At 46.9% G+C, this 14,927-nt stretch carries 12 protein-coding genes and 1 pseudogene; 11 read left to right on the top strand and 2 right to left on the bottom strand.

The annotated features are described in order from the left end of the window. From PF479_RS04200 to PF479_RS04230, 7 genes and pseudogenes are all read left to right on the top strand, one after another. A pseudogene (locus PF479_RS04200) lies at positions 1-222 on the top strand (carbon starvation protein A); the annotation flags it as partial. A 106-nt stretch (positions 223-328) separates the two neighbouring features. Then, positions 329-1,336 (top strand): uroporphyrinogen decarboxylase family protein, encoded by a 1,008-nt coding sequence (locus tag PF479_RS04205; RefSeq protein ID WP_298002498.1) that lies wholly within the window; start codon positions 329-331, stop codon positions 1,334-1,336. A gap of 155 nt (positions 1,337-1,491) precedes the next feature. Further along, positions 1,492-2,481 (top strand): substrate-binding domain-containing protein, encoded by a 990-nt coding sequence (locus tag PF479_RS04210; protein ID WP_298002500.1) that lies wholly within the window; start codon positions 1,492-1,494, stop codon positions 2,479-2,481. Positions 2,482-2,580: 99 nt separating this feature from the next. Beyond that, positions 2,581-4,095, top strand: a complete 1,515-nt coding sequence (locus PF479_RS04215) for a sugar ABC transporter ATP-binding protein (RefSeq protein WP_298002508.1) — start codon at positions 2,581-2,583, stop codon at positions 4,093-4,095. Further along, positions 4,096-5,043: an ABC transporter permease gene (locus tag PF479_RS04220; RefSeq protein ID WP_298002510.1), complete on the top strand. Its 948-nt coding sequence runs from the start codon at positions 4,096-4,098 to the stop codon at positions 5,041-5,043. Positions 5,044-5,055: 12 nt separating this feature from the next. Continuing rightward, on the top strand, positions 5,056-6,312 hold the full coding sequence (locus PF479_RS04225; RefSeq protein WP_298002512.1) for a uroporphyrinogen decarboxylase family protein: 1,257 nt from the start codon (positions 5,056-5,058) through the stop codon (positions 6,310-6,312). A gap of 7 nt (positions 6,313-6,319) precedes the next feature. Next, positions 6,320-7,816, top strand: coding sequence for a response regulator (locus PF479_RS04230; RefSeq protein ID WP_298002514.1), 1,497 nt, complete (start codon positions 6,320-6,322; stop codon positions 7,814-7,816). A 2-nt stretch (positions 7,817-7,818) separates the two neighbouring features. Here the strand turns inward: PF479_RS04230 and PF479_RS04235 are convergent, their stop codons facing one another. Then, positions 7,819-9,288, bottom strand: coding sequence for a sensor histidine kinase (locus PF479_RS04235; protein WP_298002516.1), 1,470 nt, complete (start codon positions 9,286-9,288; stop codon positions 7,819-7,821). Positions 9,289-9,430: 142 nt separating this feature from the next. Here PF479_RS04235 and PF479_RS04240 point away from each other — a divergent pair, with 142 nt between their 5' ends. Continuing rightward, a complete protein-coding gene (locus PF479_RS04240; RefSeq protein ID WP_298002518.1) occupies positions 9,431-9,931 on the top strand; it encodes a hypothetical protein in 501 nt (166 codons plus the stop codon). 61 nt (positions 9,932-9,992) lie between these two features. Here the strand turns inward: PF479_RS04240 and creD are convergent, their stop codons facing one another. After that, positions 9,993-11,378 carry a cell envelope integrity protein CreD gene (gene creD / locus PF479_RS04245; RefSeq protein ID WP_298002520.1) on the bottom strand — a complete coding sequence of 462 codons (1,386 nt, stop codon included), beginning with the start codon at positions 11,376-11,378 and terminating at the stop codon, positions 9,993-9,995. A 167-nt stretch (positions 11,379-11,545) separates the two neighbouring features. On the opposite strand from creD, the gene PF479_RS04250 reads away from it, so the two are divergent. The 3 genes from PF479_RS04250 to modA all read left to right on the top strand — a co-directional run bounded on the left by PF479_RS04250 (position 11,546) and on the right by modA (position 14,745). Next, positions 11,546-12,262 carry a response regulator transcription factor gene (locus tag PF479_RS04250; RefSeq protein WP_298002521.1) on the top strand — a complete coding sequence of 239 codons (717 nt, stop codon included), beginning with the start codon at positions 11,546-11,548 and terminating at the stop codon, positions 12,260-12,262. Next, positions 12,262-13,845, top strand: coding sequence for an ATP-binding protein (locus PF479_RS04255; protein ID WP_298002522.1), 1,584 nt, complete (start codon positions 12,262-12,264; stop codon positions 13,843-13,845). The genes PF479_RS04250 and PF479_RS04255 overlap by 1 nt, the downstream gene beginning before the upstream one ends. A gap of 123 nt (positions 13,846-13,968) precedes the next feature. Beyond that, positions 13,969-14,745: a molybdate ABC transporter substrate-binding protein gene (gene modA, locus PF479_RS04260; RefSeq protein WP_298002524.1), complete on the top strand. Its 777-nt coding sequence runs from the start codon at positions 13,969-13,971 to the stop codon at positions 14,743-14,745. Positions 14,746-14,927 lie beyond the last annotated feature (182 nt).

Genomic DNA, 14,927 nt, shown 5'->3' on the forward strand with positions numbered 1-14,927 from the left:
GTGTACATGCTTAGAAACAAGAAATTCCATTGGATTGCTACCGTTCCTGCCACATTTATGTCTGCCGTTGTGACTACATATATTCTGCAGGCTCCTGAAGGATTAAAACTGTCTCCTTCCATCTCCCAGCCCATCGGTATTGTAATTGCGATTGTACTGTTGGCAGTTTTCATTGTTACGGCTCAGAAGCATAAATCTGTTGGAGCTCCCGAGCCGGCATAATATTCCTTTTCTGTAAATGTTTCCTGCCGGAGGTTCATGGGGTTCCTCCGGCTTTTTTTATTATAATGAGATGCTGTGCTATTATTGATTGTACAGGGGGAATGGTATGAATGGACGGGAACGGATAAAACATTTTTTAAGGGGAAATCCTGTCGATTCCAGTCCCTGCATGCCCATCACCATGATGTTCGCGGCCGATCTCATCTCAGAGTCCTATAAGAAATATGCCACAGATGCAAAGACACATGTGAAAGGACAGGTTGCCGTCGCCGAAGCCTTTGATCTGGATTATGTTTCAGCCATTTCTGACCCGGCCACAGAGGCTCATGACTGGGGTGCGGAAGTCATCTGGTTTGATGATCAGCCTCCCGCCACGAATGAAGCGCATGCCCTGATTTCTGATAAATCAGCGCTTTTGAAATTGATTCCTCCCGATCCCTATACAGGTAAAAGGATGAGTAACCGCCTGGAAGTGGTCTCCGGATTAAAAGCCGCCTGCGGTGATACCAGACTGATTGAGGGCTGGGTGGAGGGACCTGCCGCCGAAGCCTCCGACCTGAGAGGCATTAATCATATCATGCTGGACTGTATGGACGATCCCTCTTTTGTCAGTGACATGTTTGCCCTGGTCAACGAAACGGCGATAAAGTTTGCTCTCGCCCAGATTGAGGCAGGTGCGGATATCATCGGATTCGGTGATGCTGCCGCCTCTCTTTTCGGCCCTGCACTTTATGAAGAGCTGATCTGGGAGCATGAGAAGAAACTGGTGGAGGCTATACATAAAGCCGGTGCTCTGGCCCGTCTTCATATCTGTGGAAATACAAGCTCCATCTGTAAAATGATGGCCGCTACCGGAGCAGATATTCTGGATATTGACTCTCTTGTCACTCCGGAAGATGCCCGGAGAGAAACAGGACCCGAGGCTGTACTCCTTGGATTCGTAGATCCTGTCAGGATACTGATGAATGGAAATAAACGACTGATCAGTAAAGAGCTTGAAGTCTGCCGGGATGTGGCGGGCCCCCGTTTTATCTACGGTGCCGGATGCGAAGTTCCCCGGGGGACGCCTCACCGGAATCTGAAGGCTCTGGTACAGTTTGCACGGGAAAATTAAGCTTTCCATGACAAACTTAAGATTTTCAGGGTAAATACCTTGTCCTTCTGAATCCTTGTATTAAATTCTTCATGTATTTAGCAAAAATTTGTTCCTGCCCGGATCCTTCAAAGGCACCTTATGATAAATACATCACTTATCAAAGGAGTTTTTTTATGAAGAGATTATTACCTTTACTGATCCTTCTGGCAATTATTTTTACCGGATGTCAGAAAGCCGAAACTGTTAGTACTGAAGCAGTCGCCGCCCCCGAAGCATCTACAGCAGATCAGCTGTATATAGAGGTCTCTGCTCTTGGAAACCTGGACTATTTTTATGACCATAAAATGGGAATGAAGATGGTCGGTGAAGAACTGGGTGTCCGCACCGAATATATCGGTCCTGCCGAATATGACATGAATGCCATGATTTCTGCTTTTGAATCAGCCATTGCTAAAAAGCCGAATGGAATTGTCGTCGTCGGTTTTGAACCCTCTTTGAACTCTATTGTCAATAAAGCCATAGCCCAGGGAATTCCCGTTGTTACTGTTGATGCTGACCTTCCCGGTTCAGATAGACTGGCCTTTATCGGTACTGGTAATTTCGGTGCCGGTGTTGAGGGCGGAAAGAAATTGGCTTCTCTTATTGGTGAAAGCGGTAAAGTAGCTATTATGACAAAACCTGGTCAGTCCAACCTGGAAGAAAGAATTGCCGGTTACAAACAGGCTTTGTCCGAATTTCCCGGAATTGAAATTGTACAGATTGCAGACACTCGGAGTGATCCTGTTATCGCGGCTCAGGCTGCTTCCGCTCTGATGCAGAAATACCCCGACCTGAAAGGTCTGGCATGTGTTGAAGGAGCTGGCGGAGCCGGTGCGGCAACCGCTGTCAGAGAAGCCGGAAAAGCCGGAATTGTTAAGATCGTAGCCATGGATAGAGGAAACGAAGTACTGGAAGCCATCGAAGAAGGTATCATTTCTGCAACTGTTGCTCAGCAGACAGCTCTGATGCCCTACTATGCAACCCAGATCTTATTCAATCTGAATAACAGCAAAGTCGCCATTACAACTGATAACAAATTAGCCGGTGTACTGGGAATACCTGCTACAGTAGACACAGGAACGGTCATCGTGGATGAAAGCAACTACAAGTTTTTCATGAGATAAATTATGATTTAAAAGAGTCGTATGTAATTAAGAGAGCAGTCTTTCAGTCTGATAAGAGGGAGGGCTGCTCTCTTTATAAAGAGATATATAGGAGTTTATATGTCTGAATGGATATTGGAAGCACGGGGCATTGAAAAAGATTTTCCCGGTGTAAGAGCATTGGACGGAGTCGATCTTCAAATTAGAGAAGGTGAGGTTCATGCTCTGGTTGGTGAAAACGGAGCTGGTAAATCCACTCTGATGCTGGTATTAAGCGGCATTTATCAGCCTGATGGCGGTGTCATTTATCTGGAGGGAGAAAAGATTCATTTTTCATCCCCTCATGATGCCAACCACAAGGGAATCAGTATTGTGTTTCAGGAATTAAGCCTGATACAGGGTCTGAGTATTGCCGAGAATATTTTTGCCAACCGCCAGCCTGTGGGCAAAATGAACATGATTGACTGGGATGCCCTTCACACACAGACGAAAGAACTGTTGGCGTTATTTGATCTGCAGGATCTGAATCCGGCCACTCCGGTGAGAGAACTCTCCGTCGCCAATCAGCAGGTCATCGAAATTATCAAGGCTATTTCATTTAATCCCAGAGTTCTTATTCTGGATGAACCTACTTCATCTCTTACAGAACATGAAGTCACTCAATTGTTTGAAAACATTAGAAAACTCAAGAAAAAGGGTCTTTCATTTATTTATATATCTCATCACCTCAGCGAGATTTTTGAGATAGCCGATAGAGTTTCCATCCTGAGGGATGGCCAGTATGTCTGCAGCGCAGAAGTTTCAGAAATTGATGAGGATTTTCTAGTCAACAATATGGTCGGCCGGACTATCTCAAATATGTATGGCCAGAGGAAAGAGGATCAGATTATTGGTACAGAACTTCTGAAAGTGGAAAATCTCAGTCGAAAAGGTTTCTTTGAAAATATCAGTTTTTCAATTAAAGCCGGGGAAATCGTTGGAATGGCCGGTCTTGTCGGGGCGGGAAGAACCGAAGTTGGACGGTCCATATTCGGGGCGGAAGTTCCTGAATCAGGACAGGTCTCCCTGGATGGCAGAATCCTCAATATTAAGAATCCCAAGGATGCCATTCATTATGGTGTTGGATACCTCAGCGAAGACCGGAAAACTCAAGGCTTGATCCTGGATTTTTCAATAACACAGAACCTCGTCGCTAACCATCTGGAAGATTTTACATCGCCCTCAGGTTTTTTAAATGAGGCGCATATTCAGAAGTTTGCCGCAGAAAGTAAAGATGAGTTCGGAATCATGACACCCTCTCTCGATCAGAAATTGGCCAAACTGTCGGGAGGAAACCAGCAGAAAGTACTCGTGGGGGCCTGGATGGGAATCAAACCCCGTCTCCTGATTGTGGATGAACCCACAAGAGGCGTCGATGTCGGTGCGAAGAGTGAGATATATAATCTGCTCCGTAATCTGGCTGACCGAGGGGTGGGAATTTTAATGATCTCATCGGATCTGCCGGAAATCCTGGGTATGAGCGACCGCATCTTAGTCATGCAGAGCGGAAAACTGGTCGGGACGGTTCAGGGAGATCAGGCCACAGAAGAAAGTATTATGACCCTCGCTGCAGGGACTGTTGAAGGAGCACAATAAATGAACTGGTTAAAAAGTATGGTAAAACAGAGGGAGTTTATGATCTTTATGATCGTATCACTCCTTTTTATAGTAATGATATTTGCCTCACCCTATTTCTTGAGTACGGGAAATATTCTGGCTGTTCTTCTGGGGCTTTCCCTGGAAGCCATCATTGCCGTAGCCATGGCTCATCTGATGGTCTCCGGCGGCTTTGATATGTCCGTCGGGTCGGTCGTGGCTTTTACGGGTGCCATGACGGCATTGATGCTCAAAGCAGGGGTTCCCATTCCTATGGCTCTGCTAATCGGACTCCTGATCGGCGGCGCTATCGGTTTCTTCAATGGATTTATAATTGCCAAGGTAGGGATAAATCCTTTTGTAACCACCCTGTCCAGTTTGAGCCTTTTTAGAGGGCTGACCCTGATTGTTACCAAAGGTCAAAACATAACAGGACTTCCCGATGCATTTAAAGCCATTGGTCAGGCTAAAATATTCGGTATTCAGACACCCATTCTCATTGCCGCCGCTCTTATCATCGTAGGAGATATTTACCTGAGGAAATCCAGGTTTTTTCGGCAAAGTTACTACATCGGGGGGAACGAACAATCCGCGAGACTCTCAGGAATCCCTGTGGATAAAATGAAAATTCTGGCTTACGTCCTGACAGGCCTCTTTGCCGCCATTTCCGGAATCGTCATGACGGCGCGCCTGGGATCTGCCTCTGTGACAGCCGGTACCGGAATGGAACTGCGGGTCATTACGGCAGTTATCATTGGAGGTGCCAGCCTTCAGGGGGGTGAAGGTTCGGTTCTGGGAGCTTTTCTGGGTACTTTTCTTATAGCCATTATCACCAATGCCCTGACACTCCTGGGTGTGGATGTTTACTGGCAAACCTTTGTTCTCGGGGGAACTCTTCTAACCGCAGTTCTCATTGATACCCTTAGTAAAAAATACAAGACAATCTAGGAGATCTGACTCATGACTGGTAAAGAAAAATTACAGAATGCACTCAATCATAAGGATGGTCCGGTTCCGGTAGATTTTGGAGCCACCAGTGTCACAGGTATGCACTGTTCTGTCGTGGAGGGGCTCCGGAAGTATTACGGACTTGAGAAAAAGCCGGTTAAAATTCATGAACCCTACCAGATGCTGGGCCTTGTGGAAGAAGATCTTCAGGATGTGATAGGGGCTGATGTGACGGGAGTTTTTCCCCGGGATACACTTTTTGGATTCCCTCTTGAAAACTGGAAGGAATGGACGACTCCCTGGGGACAGGATGTTCTGGTTCCCGGGAATTTTAACACAAGCCGGAAGGACGGGGATGTGTTTATCTACCCCGAAGGGGATATGAACGCCTCTGCCAGTGGCCGGATGCCTGAGGGCGGATATTTTTACGATACCATCGTCAGACAGCCTGAAATCGATGATGATAATTTGAATCCTGAAGATAATCTGGAAGAATTCGGCCCTGTCTCTGATGTTGATCTGGCCTATTTCAAACAGGCTTGTGATAAAGCTGCACAGACGGGGAAGGGCATCATTGCCACCTTTGGCGGTACAGCTTTTGGTGATATCGCTTTGGTCCCGGCTCCTTTTCTTAAAGAACCTAAGGGCATCCGGGATATTACTGAGTGGTATATATCCACAATGACCCGGGCCGATTATATTCATGAGGTTTTCCAGAAGCAGAGTGATATTGCTCTGGCCAATCTGGTTAAAATTTACGCGGCAGTCGGTGATACTCCCGATGCCGTTTTCATCTGCGGAACCGACTTTGGAACACAGAATTCCCAATTCTGTTCCACAGACAGTTACAATGAAATGTATGCCCCCTATTATAAGAAAATCACCAGCTGGATTCATGAAAATACTGGCTGGAAAACATTCAAACATTCCTGCGGTGCCGTGGAGCCCTTTATGAGTCATTTTGTAGACAGCGGATTTGATATTATCAATCCGGTGCAGTGTTCCGCCGACGGTATGGACCCTTCTCATTTGAAGGACAAGTATGGTCAATCCTTGACTTTCTGGGGAGGAGGAGTGGATACTCAGATGACTCTTCCTTTTGGAACAGCCGATGAGGTCAGAAAGGAAGTTGCCGAACGATTGAAAATTTTCAGCAAGCAGGGCGGATTCGTTTTTGATGCCATTCATAATGTACAGGCTCTTACTCCTATAGAAAATATGGTGGCCCTTTTCGAAACAGTTAAGGAATTCAATGCGGATCGCTCCTAGAGGGCGGATGGATCAGATATATAAAATATTAATTGTCGACGATGAACCTCTGGCCCGCTTTTCTTTCAGAAATCTGATAGAAACACGGTTCCCGGGGTTTGTTGTCTCCGGAGAGGCCGGGACAGGCCCGGAAGGTTTGGAGATCTTCAGCCGTATAAGACCTGATATTGTTATGATGGATATACAGATTCCCGATCTGAATGGTCTTGAAACCTCCCGCTTGATTCTGGAGCGGCATCCTGAGGCTCAGATCATTGTCCTTTCGGCTTATGACCAATTTGAATATGTTCAGGATGCCATCAATCACGGTGTGCTGGGCTATCTTCTCAAACCGGTTCAGGAAAAAAAACTGGCCCGATTACTGGATCTTGCAGTTCAGAGGATCATCAGTCAGAGGGAGACTTTAAGAGATCTGGATCAGCTGAAAACATACCGTCAAATTGCCGAGAGCGATATGGTGAGTTCCTTTATATACGGTAGCTGCGGGGGGCTGAGTGCCGGTTTTTATGCGGATCATCTGAAACCTTCTGTTAAAAGCGGATTCTTTGTTTTGTTCCGCCTGGATGAAATCCCGACTCAGATGAGCCGTATCAGTACAGATATTTCAGATTTTATAAAGCATCTGCCCGGATGCAGCGCCGGACGCTGGATGGGGGGAATCCTACCTGTCTTTATCAAACGGGAAACAGGCGCGGAAATTGACGAGGTCCTGGTAGAAAGCATTGCACACAGGCTTCAGATACTCAGCAGTAGAACTGTTCTGACCGGTATCGGCAGTATTAAAAGCAATCCAGCCGAGTTTCCTCTCTCCTACAGACAGGCCATGAATGCCCTGGAAACAGGTCAGTCCCCGGGGCAGGTTTTTGAATACTCCCGGGAACTGGAAGACCGTTTTTTTACAGCTTTAAAAAGTACCTCACCCGATAATCCTGTAGAAATTCTGGATCAGTTTCTAAGACGTTTGAGTGAGCCCGATGTGATTCTCAGAGATTGTCAAACCGCATTGACAGAATTTTTGATCCAGCTGCGGCGGTTTATGGAAGACCAGGGAGACATGCAGGGCAGCCTTCTTATTGCCAATATGCTCCGGGATATTCCTTTACAGGAAGATCGTCTTGAACTCCTGAGCTGGATTGCTCAGTCTCTGATGGATTACATGGAACTTCAGCAGAACAGCCATGCTGTGGAGGATCTTCAAATCAGGAAAATCCTGAAGTACATCGATTTGAATGATTTTAATGAAGTCAGTCTCGAAACGACGGCTCGTTCGGTGGGATTGACTCCCCAGTATGTGAGCAAGATCTTCAAAGATAAGTATAAAATGAACTTTCTGGAATATCTTATCAGCCGCAGGATGGAGTTCGCCTGCCGCCTGCTCAAGGAATCGGATATGACAGTCCGTAAAATAGCCGGAGAAGCCGGATATGGGGATGTCAATTATTTCAGTAAAGTCTTCAAAAAGCAGAAAGGCATGAGTCCCCGGGAATACCGGCAATCCAACTAATCTTACACAGGTATTCTTATGTGACAGATTGTTCCGGATGGATTCCCTTCTTCTATTTGAAAGCACTCTTTCCCATACTTCAGGGCCAGACGCCTCATCACATTTCTGATCCCCATGGAATCCATTTGAAATGCAGTATCCATAATCTCATCAATTCTGTGACGGCTGATACCCACACCGTTATCTCTGATTTCAATGACAATGTGGTCGTCTTTCGTTTTGATACTGAGCTGTACTTTTCCCGGGCGGGATATCGGCTCAACTCCATGTTTGATCGCATTTTCAACGAGAGGCTGAAGGATAATGGCCGGGACCTGAACCGAAAGGATCTCCGGGTCTATCTCTTTGTCAAAGGAAAGCTTCTCCCCGAAACGGGTTTTCTGGATATGAATATAACTCCCTATGAGATCGACTTCCTCTTCCAGGGAAACCATACTCTTCTGATTCAACAAATTATAACGGAGCAGTTCTGAGAGGCTGCGGATCATATCCCCGGTCCGGGGTGCTTCTTCCAGGGTACTGAGAGAGTCAATAACATTCAAAGTATTGAATAGGAAATGGGGATTCATCTGTGACTGAAGGAGAGACAGTTCGGATTCTTTTAACAGGTGTTCTGTTTTATGATGCTGTATCTCCCTGTCCTTTAACTTTTGTTCCAGCTCGGCTTTTTCCTGAATCCCTACAATCTGTGAACTGATCCGGCGTGACATTTCATTAAAGGAGCGGAACAGGACGGTAATCTCATCTTTTCTCTTAGGCTCTTTCAGGTTGATAACTTCTGCATTCCGGCCGAACCTGATGAGTTCCAATGCCAGTTGATGGATGGGGCGGGACACGGATAACGAGAAATTCCAGGCCAGGATGTAGCAGACTAATATGATAAGGATAACAGCGGTAATATTAATCTTAAGATTCCGGTCCATCAATTTTGTGAAATTAAGAAAGAAGTCCTGCAGGTTGTCCAGAAAGAGAGTATTGAGGTCCTGCAATTCTTCCCTGACATAACCGGAAAGCTTCAAAAGGTCTGTTTCCGATTCTCTGACATATATGGTTTCTTTTCCTGATTGATAGTTCTCTATGAGCACTGACGCCTTGCTTCTGTATGTTTCCAGCATGGCATTCAGATCCCGAAAGGAATAAAGCATTTCTCTGCTTTCCTGAACAAGCCCTTTCTGACTGTTCAACTTTTCTGAGGTTTTGATAAAACCCTGTCTGTATTGAATCAGATAGTCATCGTTGCCGCTGCGGATATAATTGCTGATATTGTCGTTAATATTCTGAATATCATTATGAATGCTATGAAGAAGGATCTGCTGATCCACACGTGTGGCTAAGATGCGGTCCTGCCCGGTAATCCTGAGAAGAGTGTAGGTATTTAATCCTCCGAGAGAGAATATGATGACGAAAAAAGAGGTTAATAGCTTCTGTCTTAAGCCATAAGGCAGAGATTCGGGGAGATGGGGATTATCCATACATAGATTTTAATGGTTTTAAGATGATATTGGTAGCGGATCTATCAAATGGAAACCATGAATTTTGAGCGAGTCTTTGTAGTTCTGAAATAAAGAGCTGAGGCGGCTTGAAAACCGCCTCTCTCATAGACATAATAGACTCATGACAGAAAAAAAAGAGTCTTTTAAGATAAAAATAGCCTATTCCTATTCGACTATCCTCAGTGCCAAGCTTCGAAACTTCAGAAAACACAGTTTGTTGAAATATACTTTTTCGGCTGTGATCTACAGTGTGGTACTGACCCTCATCAGAGGAGGGAACCCCCTTTCTAAAAGCGGAGCCATCTTCTTCCTCAACTTTTTCCTGCTTTTTATATGCCTCAGTGTTCTCCTGATGTTTGTTTCCAGCTGGCTTATGGCTCGAAAATATGCGGATAAATCTATGATCTATACATTTTCCTCCTCAGGGATTCATATCCATAATGAAATCAATAAGCTGGAGGAGGAACATGACTGGAACTGGATACGGTCTTATGAGCTGACAAAAAAGGCTCTTTATCTGCTGATTCAGTCAAAGAAACCCTTTGAGATCATCCTGAACCGCCCGGATCTCAGCCAGGAAGAACTTGATTCATTGATCCTCTGGTTAGGAAATCGATCCTAAGAGCATGAATCATTACAAAAATTAGTTATATCGGCAAAGAAATCTTCTCTACCCCCCATCTTCAGTCATACCATTTGATCCCTCTGGTGAGAAACATTGTAATGCTTAATGCTGCAAAAAGACCTGCCGTTCCCATGACGAGGGCATAGTCTTCAGATTTCAGGACAAAATAAAGGTAGCCGTAGCCCGATGACATAACGGGAAGCAGGTACAATCCTTTCCAACCGACTCCGTCAATGGAGAGGGTGTACAACGAGAGCATCACGGCTACTGCCGCGGAGGCTGCCAGGTAAGAGGGCATAAAGGCAATATGTTCGGACAGTGAGAGAAGGATCAGGTAAAAGAGGATATTTCCAAAGCCTGCCAGAAGGTATTGAATGGGATGAATTCGGACCTTACGGATCAGTTCAAAAAGAAAGAAGGTCATAAAAGGCATGATCAGGAAAAGTATTCCGTAATCGATGGTTCTCCTGGTTTTATTGTATGAGTTCAGTGCGGGGTAATAGTTCAGACCAAACGCTGTCTGCCTCATCTCATCAAAAACGGAAGTTTCCGATTCTGACCAGGATTCGGGGACACTTCGGCTCAATGAATGAAGTTCCCATTCGGCAGTAAATCCCTGGTCTGAAATATTTTGCTGGGTGGGCAAGTAGTATCCCTGGAAGGAGGGGGAAACCCAGTCTGATTCGAGGTGTATTCTGGTTTCTCCGCCCAAAGGCAGAAACTCAAGGGAGGTTCCTCCTCTGATCTCCTGGTTGAAACGGAAGGGGATGGTCCGGCTGATGTTCCATGTTTCTCCTGATCCGATGTCAACGGGGACTTTCAATACAGCATCATAAAAGGAAAGGGCGCTGTCACCGGGCTCAAAATTGATTTCTTTCCCTCCCCAGAGCAGCGGGCCTGTCTTCTTCATACCCTTCAGATGATGATAGCTGAACTGGACGTAGGCCTGGTCCCATATCAAGTCAGCAGAGTTGTAATTTTTATATAGTGGCTCAAGTGCAAAATCCCCTGATCCGCTCAAATCCAGGGTAAATACGGGAACCTCGAATATACCCCGGTGCTTCATTTCACTCCGGCTCCGGACATCCAGATCCAGGTTGCGGGGGAGCATGTAAACTCTTTCTGTGTATTCTTCCATTCTCAGAACCTTGCCTGCCTCATCCAGAACCTCCCGCTTCATGCGGCGGGGTACAACGAGAACGGGCCCTCCGATGGCGCTTTCTCCCCCCCAGGATGAAACCACATCTGTTTCGGCTTCCAGCTTTCTGCCTTCTCTCTCCCGGATCAGGTCCTTGATCATCCCCAGGGGGATGAGGAATAGGAAAATCATCACCGTGATGATGATAATCTTGAGCCCGAAGGAGGGCGCGCCGTTTCCTTGCATCTTCATCAGTGGTGATTTCCAGTTCGGTTTTCCCGTTTCGTTACTATTGTTCTCTTTCATCTTGTTCTCCAGTTCTTCCATTCTACCTAAGATGTAGCAGATCTTAGGTGATTACCTGCTCAGTATGAGGGGGAATGTTGGCAGGATGAGGGCCTAATTGCGGCAGAATGATGGCAATTAGGCTTCCTTCTATGAACCTGTGGGTTCTGGTGTGATACACTTTGTGTATGGCAAGAATTGCAGTCGTAGACGACGAAGAGAGTTTAAGAGAAACCTTGACATATGCCCTGGAAAAAGAGGGCCATTCTGTCACTTCCTTTGAAGATGGAGAGAAAGCCTGGCTTGCCTTCAAGGAAGAAAAACCCGATCTGATGATTCTGGATATCATGATGCCCCGGATGGACGGCTTGGAGCTATGCCGGAAAATCAGGCAGGAGGATGAACAGATTCCTCTCATCTTCCTCTCTTCCCGGGATGAAGAGTTTGACCGCATTCTGGGCCTCGAAATCGGCGGGGATGACTATTTGTGCAAGCCCTTTTCTCTGCGGGAACTCTGCACCCGTGTAAAGGTCCTTCTGCGAAGAGAGCAGAAGGGCCGGCAGTATTTTTTCTCTCCGACGAGACCCTCCTCATCTCAGGACAGGAATCAGGATCAGAATCTTGAGATCTGCAGCAGCAGTTACAGAGCCTGGTGGAAGGGGTCAGTTCTCCCTCTGTCTATCAGTGAGTTCCGGATTCTCAAAGACCTTACTGAGGCTCCGGGTACCGTCCGGACCCGGGATCAGCTGATTCTGGCGGCGTTTCCTCTGGATAACTATGTGAGTGACAGATCCATAGACAGCCATATCAAACGCCTGCGGAAGAAAATCCTTCAGGTCGACAAAGAATTTGACCGGATCGAAGCCGTCTATGGTTTGGGCTACCGCTATCGTGAGGGCTTTTAATGTCTAAACTGACTCTCCGCCTTCTTGTTTTTAACCTCCTGCTGGTTTTTTTTCCCATCGGTATGTTTTTTTACCTTGATACCTATGAAAAGCAACTCCTTACAGGCATGGAAAATGCCATGGTGCAGCAGGGACGCCTGATCGCAGCAGCCTTGAGAGAGTCTGATGACATAAAGGAGGATGGCCTGACTCTTCTCAGAAATATGGAGGGACGTCAGGATGCCCGCATCAGGATTGTGGATGAGGCGGGCCAGCTTCTGGCAGACTCCAGTTCTCCTTCTCTTCTGCCGGAGTCCAAAGCCCTTTCCAGTCCCGGCGTTTCCAAAGTCAGCAGCCGGGGGTCTTCTCTATATGAGGAAATTTCTCCGTCTTTGCGGGAACATTGGCTTTATAAGACTGCCGTCTATCCTCTGAATATTATCAAACGCCTTTTTGTGGAACCCCCGGTTCCCCTTCCATCCGCCGAATATTACAGCGCTTCCACAGAGCTGCTGGGCCCGGAAATCATGGAGGCTCTTCAGGGACGATATGGTGCTTATACGCGCTATTCCAGCGGCGGACAGAGGTCGGTGAATCTTTATTCCGCTCTGCCGGTGATCAGGAAGGAGGCCGTCGCAGGGGTGGTGCTGATATCCCGGTCGACCTACAGGATTCTGACAGATCTCTACAAGCTCCGTCTGGATATGGTCAGGGTCTTTTTTCTTTCCTTGTCCGCCGCCGCAGTTTTGTCACTGATCCTGGCCAGGACAATCACGATCCCTGTCAGGAAATTGAGGGATCAGGCCGAGAGTTTTCTGGATCATAGAGGGCGTATCAGGGGAAGCTTCCGATCTCTGAAGAACCGGGATGAAATAGGGGATCTGTCCCGTTCCCTGGACAGTTTATCCGGGCGTCTGGAAGAATATGTCGGCTTTATGGACGGCTTTTCCTCAGACCTCTCCCATGAACTCAAAAACCCGGTGGCTTCCATCCTGAATGCGGTAGAACTGAGCCGGGATGCAGATACCCCGGACAGGGATCGGTTTCTGGAAATCATACAGAAAGAGGGGCGGAGGATCCAGAGGCTGATTGATGATATGAGGAACATCAGCCAGATCGATGTACAGATCGGTGAGGAATCCCGGGGGATCATGGATATATCGACCCTTGTGAGAGAGTTGGTTCATCAGAAGAATGCCGGTGGCGAGCGTTTTATTCTACAGGAAAAACAGGGGAATCAACGAGATTTCATGATCCGGGCTTCCGAGGATAGAATCGTCCAGTGTCTTGTGAATCTGATGGATAATGCGGACAGCTTTTCAGATCCTGCTGAACCGATCCTTGTCAGGATGGAAGAGGCCGGGCAGTCTGTTGAAATCTCTGTTTTGGACCGGGGGCCCGGGATTCCCGAGGGGAACATCCCCAAGCTGTTCAACCGCTTTTTCTCAGACAGGACTGCCCCGGACAAGCAGAACCATTCCGGCCTGGGACTTTCTATTGTACATTCCATTGTTCAGGCCTACGGTGGAACCGTTTTCTGCAGAAACAGAGAAGGGGGCGGGGCTGTTTTCTCTCTTTGTATACCCCTTCAATATTTTACATAGATGTAAATAATTATCACTTTACATACTCAAAGGTATGATTATACTGGGGAATTGGCCCTTTAAGGCTGTTGGCATGGTAATTGTATAGTAGAAAGACAGAGACCTTTGATCCCTGGAGTTTTAATGAAGCGAATTTTAGTTTCTATCCTGTTTGTTTTTCTCTCTTTACCTATGGTTTTTGCCAATGGAAAGAGAGAGACAGTCTCCTCTGATAAGGCGATCATCGTTTTTGCCGCCGTCAGCACCATCGATGTCATTCAGGATCTGGCAGACCTGTTCAAGGCTGAAACGGGTCAACCTGTGCTTCTTAATCCTGCCTCCAGCGGAACCCTTGCCAAACAGCTGATAGAGGGGGCTTATGCGGATGTGTATGTCTCGGCATCTGCAAGATGGATGGACTACGTAACGTCATATGATCTGGTGGAAAAATCGGCTCCTTTTGCGGGTAACAGGATCGTATTGATCGCCCCTTCCGACTCCACCGATGGTCCTGTGAATATTGATGACTCCCTGGACTTTCCCGCCTCTTTCGACGGGCGTCTTTCCATGGGTGATCCTTCTCATGTTCCCGCGGGTGCCTATGCACTGAGTGGTTTGGAGTATTATCAGTGGTATGATGAAATGGAGCCGCGGCTGCTTCCCGGTGCCAATGTAAGAGTCTCCCTGGCGGTGGTGGAACTGGGAGAAACAGAGAGAGGCATCGTGTACCGCACGGATGCCCTCAAATCTAAAAAAGTTAAAATCCTGGGAGTCTTCCCGGAGAAGAGTCATAGGCCTGTCTCCTATTTCTGCGCCTTTTTAAAACAGGGGAGCCCTGGAGGAAAAGACTTTTATGATTATATCTCCACAAGTGAGGACGCGGCAGAGGTCCTGAGGCAATACGGTTTTGATGTTCAATAATAGATCGGAGCAGGACATATGAATTCTTCTGAAATCCTGACAACCTTATTTCTCTCCATCCGTATCGGGATCATTGCAACGGCTTTGAATCTGCCACTGGCCCTGATTCTGGTGTACTGGATGACAAGGCATGATTTCAGAGGCAAGAATCTACTGGATGGTCTGATCAACCTGCCTCTGGT

Source organism: Oceanispirochaeta sp., assembly GCF_027859075.1.
Taxonomy (GTDB): Bacteria; Spirochaetota; Spirochaetia; order DSM-2461; family DSM-2461; genus Oceanispirochaeta.

Bases quoted from the DNA above. Each gene is read 5' to 3' on its own strand.
- PF479_RS04240 (WP_298002518.1), top strand. From the start codon at position 9,431: ATGACAGAAAAAAAAGAGTCTTTTAAGATAAAAATAGCCTATTCCTAT.
- PF479_RS04220 (WP_298002510.1), top strand. From the start codon at position 4,096: ATGAACTGGTTAAAAAGTATGGTAAAACAGAGGGAGTTTATGATCTTT.
- PF479_RS04235 (WP_298002516.1), bottom strand. From the start codon at position 9,288: ATGGATAATCCCCATCTCCCCGAATCTCTGCCTTATGGCTTAAGACAG.
- PF479_RS04205 (WP_298002498.1), top strand. From the start codon at position 329: ATGAATGGACGGGAACGGATAAAACATTTTTTAAGGGGAAATCCTGTC.
- PF479_RS04230 (WP_298002514.1), top strand. From the start codon at position 6,320: ATGGATCAGATATATAAAATATTAATTGTCGACGATGAACCTCTGGCC.
- modA (WP_298002524.1), top strand. From the start codon at position 13,969: ATGAAGCGAATTTTAGTTTCTATCCTGTTTGTTTTTCTCTCTTTACCT.
- PF479_RS04255 (WP_298002522.1), top strand. From the start codon at position 12,262: ATGTCTAAACTGACTCTCCGCCTTCTTGTTTTTAACCTCCTGCTGGTT.
- PF479_RS04210 (WP_298002500.1), top strand. From the start codon at position 1,492: ATGAAGAGATTATTACCTTTACTGATCCTTCTGGCAATTATTTTTACC.
- creD (WP_298002520.1), bottom strand. From the start codon at position 11,378: ATGAAAGAGAACAATAGTAACGAAACGGGAAAACCGAACTGGAAATCA.
- PF479_RS04215 (WP_298002508.1), top strand. From the start codon at position 2,581: ATGTCTGAATGGATATTGGAAGCACGGGGCATTGAAAAAGATTTTCCC.
- PF479_RS04225 (WP_298002512.1), top strand. From the start codon at position 5,056: ATGACTGGTAAAGAAAAATTACAGAATGCACTCAATCATAAGGATGGT.
- PF479_RS04250 (WP_298002521.1), top strand. From the start codon at position 11,546: ATGGCAAGAATTGCAGTCGTAGACGACGAAGAGAGTTTAAGAGAAACC.